2 protein-coding genes and 2 pseudogenes are annotated in these 4,522 nt (G+C 53.1%); all 4 read right to left on the bottom strand.

What is annotated here, in order from left to right; all coding sequences use genetic code 11:
- Positions 1–219, bottom strand: a pseudogene (locus KUO17_RS18830) (hypothetical protein); the annotation flags it as partial.
- 503 nt (positions 220–722) lie between these two features.
- Positions 723–878: pseudogene (locus KUO17_RS18825) on the bottom strand (dihydrodipicolinate synthase family protein); the annotation flags it as partial.
- Between the two features lie 248 nt (positions 879–1,126).
- Positions 1,127–1,894: an HNH endonuclease gene (locus tag KUO17_RS18820; RefSeq protein WP_217977030.1), complete on the bottom strand. Its 768-nt coding sequence runs from the start codon at positions 1,892–1,894 to the stop codon at positions 1,127–1,129.
- Positions 1,891–4,350, bottom strand: coding sequence for an AAA family ATPase (locus KUO17_RS18815; protein WP_217977029.1), 2,460 nt, complete (start codon positions 4,348–4,350; stop codon positions 1,891–1,893). The genes KUO17_RS18820 and KUO17_RS18815 overlap by 4 nt, the downstream gene beginning before the upstream one ends.
- Positions 4,351–4,522: the final 172 nt, after the last annotated feature.

The raw sequence follows: 4,522 nt of genomic DNA, 5'->3' as shown, positions 1-4,522 counted from the left end.
GCTGCTGCCGTGGAACTGTTCGCCAGAGATGCCACGGTAACCCGCTCTCCAAGTGCTGGGTAGGTGGGGTTTATGGATCGCACTCCGAAGGTTGGGCACCAAGTTGCAAGCCTTCACTTCAACAACAACGTCGTGTGCACGTGGTTTCGGGATCTCGATCGAGTCGAGCTGGAACGTCGGACCGACCTTATGCAGACGGGCAGCTTTCATCATGCTCATTTCTATTTTCCTTATTTTCATTGGGCCAATGGCCCTGGGCACTCACAGAGGGAGCCCTAGCTCCAAAGAGCTAAAGCATTCATCTGCTTGGGAAATCGAGTAGGAGAAGGCTCGGCCAGACGGCAGCCTTTAGAGGATTAGGTCACCCGGTAGCGGGATGACAGGAGTGAGAAGTCTTTGCACGCAATGCTGACCATGATGGGCACCGCTGGTTTGTAGTTATGAATTTATAATGCCTCACTAAAATGCTAGCATGCAAGATGTGTTTCGATAGACGGAGCTGAGCGCCTACCGCAATCCATTTTTACCCTGATCCCGATCAGGCGCTGTCATCAGCCTCGCTGATTTGAGGTGTCAGAGTGATTCCGCCGTCTTACATCCGGAGATGTGCCGCTTGGCCAAGGACTCTCATGACTAGCCGTCATCCGAATGGGTCTGCTCCTCGCATGCTAGCCGTTCCGGATGCCATCTCATGAAAGTCAGTGGTCCTTTGATTCCGCTCGTGCACTACATGCCGCACCTTGTGCTACAGCTTGAGTGTCTACACCAGCCATCAGGATGACTTCTTCATCTTGGGAGGTGATGTGCTCAGCGGCATAGCGCATGTCTGCAGCACCGCCGAACTCTTCGAAGCCGATCAGGTTCGGAAGGCTGCAGCGCGAGGGCTCGAGCGATCGCCATACGCTCCACCCCAAAGATGGTTTTTATGTGCTTTCGCATATCCCAAGGCGAAATCAGCTCCCGTGCTGACTCCTAACCAAGTGGTTTGTGAAGAGATCGTAGGTGACGTGATGCGAATACGGTGGCCAATCGGTGTAAATCGTCCCGAATCAATCAGACGCTGATCCTTTGGATAGGGCTGACCGCTGGCGATTAGGTCAGCTATGGAACCTTGCACGCATGTCGATCAACCAGTGGCAGCTTTTACCATCGCCTCGATCAGGGCGATCTGAGCTGCCTGCAACTTGTCAATCGCAGCCTCATCATGGCTGATGATGAACTTCTGAATGGTGCTCAAGTCCTCATGCAGCGCTGACTTAGGTGATAAAAGGGTTATCTCGACAGCTGCGGCGTGCAGAAACTGCGAGCAGAGGTTTCGACCATGGGCGGTTCGACCAGCATACAACGGTATGGTCACGCCATTTTGCATGATCACTGCGTACTTAAAGTGCGAATCGTACTCATGCAACCGGGGATGATACTGAGAGACGAAATCTGTGTGGCCGGGATAATCAACGAGCTCACGTCCAAAGTTTTCAGATTGTGTCCTGCCCTTGAGCCGATTACAGCGTTCGCAGCTGACGGCAAGATTCCAAAAGTGCAGGGTGAATCTTGGGTGCTCAGCCCGGGGTAGCACATGTTCTATAGGGCGCGAGTTGCCGCCTTTAAGTAAGGCCTGTCGGCAATAACAACACTGCTCCCCCTGCAGTTCAGCCAGGTGGTCTCGTAGAGCGGACATCAGATCCGATCCGGTTATTGCACCTGCTGGTGTTTGCCACTCAGTCGCGTAGAATTCGGCCCATACATCACGGTTTTCCCTACGCGCAGCATCAAAGAAGCTCTCGTCCTGCATGATCTGCGCTGCATGGGGACGACGCCTCACTCGCCGATGGCATTTGGCCAAATATTGCGCTTCTTCTACTTGTTGGTCACGCCCGACGGGTAACAAAGTCACTGTCCGCTCTCCCCCGTCTCTTGCGCCAGGGCCTGCAACTGGTCCAATGCCTCGCGAGTTTTTTCGATCAGGTCCAGCTCGCTATCAAGGGATGAGCTGCGCAACTGTCCAGTCGCAGCGTCTACGGTGCGCTGCATGACAGCCAGTTCCTCTTCCAAGCGGGTGACGGTCTGTAGATTTTTATCCTCCGCGTTCACAGCTTTGATGGCCTCCGAAACAATCGCGGCACATCGTTCGTAGACTTGTCGGTTGTTCTCAGTGTGGGTGCCAAAGCCAGTGAATAGCACGCGCTCAACTGAACCGCGATCGTGAATTCGCAGAGGAATCAGTTGCTGATCTTGCGCCACAAAGCAGTGATTGCTGGCGCTCAACGCACTCGTAACCAGAAGAGGGGAGTGAGTCGCAATCACCATGTCGCAATCGAAGTGCTCACACATTTTACTCAGCATGATGGGCAACAAGCGCTGCCAACTCACATGCAGACTTATCTCTGGTTCATCGATCAAAATGCGTGCGTTAGGCGTTGCCGAAACGATGATTTTCACGAGTAACGTCAGCATCTGTTGTTCTCCCGAACTTAGCTCGGAGAATGGCGTGACCTCGCTTCGTGCGCTCATGCGTCCCAGCGCAGGCTGCATAGTCGCTAGAGTATTTGGCTGAACTAAATCGATATTTTCACTGGCGAGATCACTCAGCAACACGGTCGAGCTGATCATTAGGTGGTTGTCTCGAACGCTCGATTCAGCTGCGTAGGGCATCAAGTAGCGGCGTGCCCTGAAGTCCAAGAGCTCCAATCCCATGCTAAAGGCGGCGAGTCGATGAGGGTCGCAATGAATGTCATAGATCTTTTTACCCATGTCCAAGGCTAGCTTCTTCAATGACGCGGTTGAGCCGGTGCCGCGGCTACCCTCGTAGCGAAAAAAAACATCCTCTTTATTCTTTTGGGAGCGATGGGGAAAGCGATCATTGAAACCAAATGCTACACCGATGGTAGCGCACCCTTGCTCAACCGACAGCTCTGCAATCTCACGCAGCAACAAGCTCTTTCCCGCACCATTATTTCCAATCACATAGATCGGCTCGCGGGTCTGTCGCTTAGCCGCTAGCAGCTCTGTGACCACAGTATGATCAAGACCAGAGGCCCAGAGGCGGGGGGATTGAGTGCTCAAATAGTCATGCGCTTGTAGCCGTGCATGGTTCTCCAATACCTCAGTCCTCGATATAAGTGCACAGAGGCCCGGTACGTCACGATAACCCTCGCTAAACTCCCGTGTATAGATATTGTGCAGACGCTTGTCACTGGTGTTAGTGACCTCCTGCGAGGACCAGTCGGCAGGTCGGTGATCATTCTCCCAGGTCAGGACCAAGCGAGCCGCGAATTCCGCCAGTGCGATCCAACCCCCACGATGATTGGGGGAGAGCAGCGATCGCATGTCTACCATTAGCACGGATTCCCGCGAAGCGTTCGAATGGGCACGCAGCACCCAGGCGCTATGAGACACGGTCACATTACGGCTTCCCGAGGGGAAATCGATCACCGCAACCAGCATCTTCGATTCAACGAGCCACTCTCGAATACGTCTAAGCTCGGTTTTGGAAGCGGTCCGATCTAAACCGGGAACTACCACCACACCTTCGAGAAAATGATTGCGGCCCAGCAATGCTTCCAGCATCTGGATTGAGGTATCGGCGGCGGAGGCTATCTGCGGCTGTCGATCGCCAGCAGAGGCACGGTTTGCCAGCTTCCGAGGGGCATTGATTAGAACGAAGTCTCCCCGCGACAGCTGTATGGTATTGAAACTCTTCTCTGCGAGTTGCTTCGTGTTGGCATGCAGGAACTCCATGCGAAGCTCAAATTCAAACTCCCAACCCTTGAAGGATCGAATAAAGGCGGTGGGCCATTCTGGACGGATAGTTGACGTGCCGGAGGGGGAGAGTGATAAGAATTCGCCCGTCAAGGCAAACGCCTCGACCCGCCTGCTAGTTTGACCAGCTAATATACTCGAGAATCTGGCGACCATACTCAGGTAGCGTGAGCTGGCTCCGAGGTTAGCGGCCGCGCTGGCGAAAAATAGATAATCGAATAGTCTCAGTGCTTCAACAGGCGAGCGAGGTAATTCACTGTCAATGGCCTGGAATGCTTCCAAAAAGAAGAGTCTGTCGATGACCGGTGCAAAAAAATCTGTCCGACGCGGCAAGTCCATGGTGCTAATTATCTCTTCTCGGATATTGCGCCATTGTGCATCGAATTCATAATCATCTTTTGAGTGAATGAGATCTTTGAAAGGGAATCGCTTGGACGAAATCGATATCAGCTCACGGTCGAGAGCTACAATAAACAGCATCTGCAGCAGGGCTTTGTCCACTTGCAGCTCATCGTTCCGCTCGCGCGAGGCGACGCGCTTCTTCAGTAAACTCCAAAATTTGCCAGCGGAAAAATCCTTTTCATCAAACATCTTGAGCTACCGTTGTTTATTATAATAAATGGAGAATAGTCCGCGCTGTTGGCGGTCGTGCTGTGCTGGTTTTGCTGCGGAGGAAGCTGTTAGCGCGGGCTGGGTTTCAGCTCTTGGTAACCGTATCAATTGCCCTCCTTGCTCAAAAAGCACTAGTGTCCTGTCTCAGATA

Source organism: Pseudomonas aegrilactucae (assembly GCF_019168305.1).
In the GTDB taxonomy this organism is placed as follows: domain Bacteria; phylum Pseudomonadota; class Gammaproteobacteria; order Pseudomonadales; family Pseudomonadaceae; genus Aquipseudomonas; species Aquipseudomonas aegrilactucae.
The sequence above is the reverse complement of the archived record's forward strand: the minus strand, read 5'-3'. Positions and strand labels throughout refer to the sequence as shown.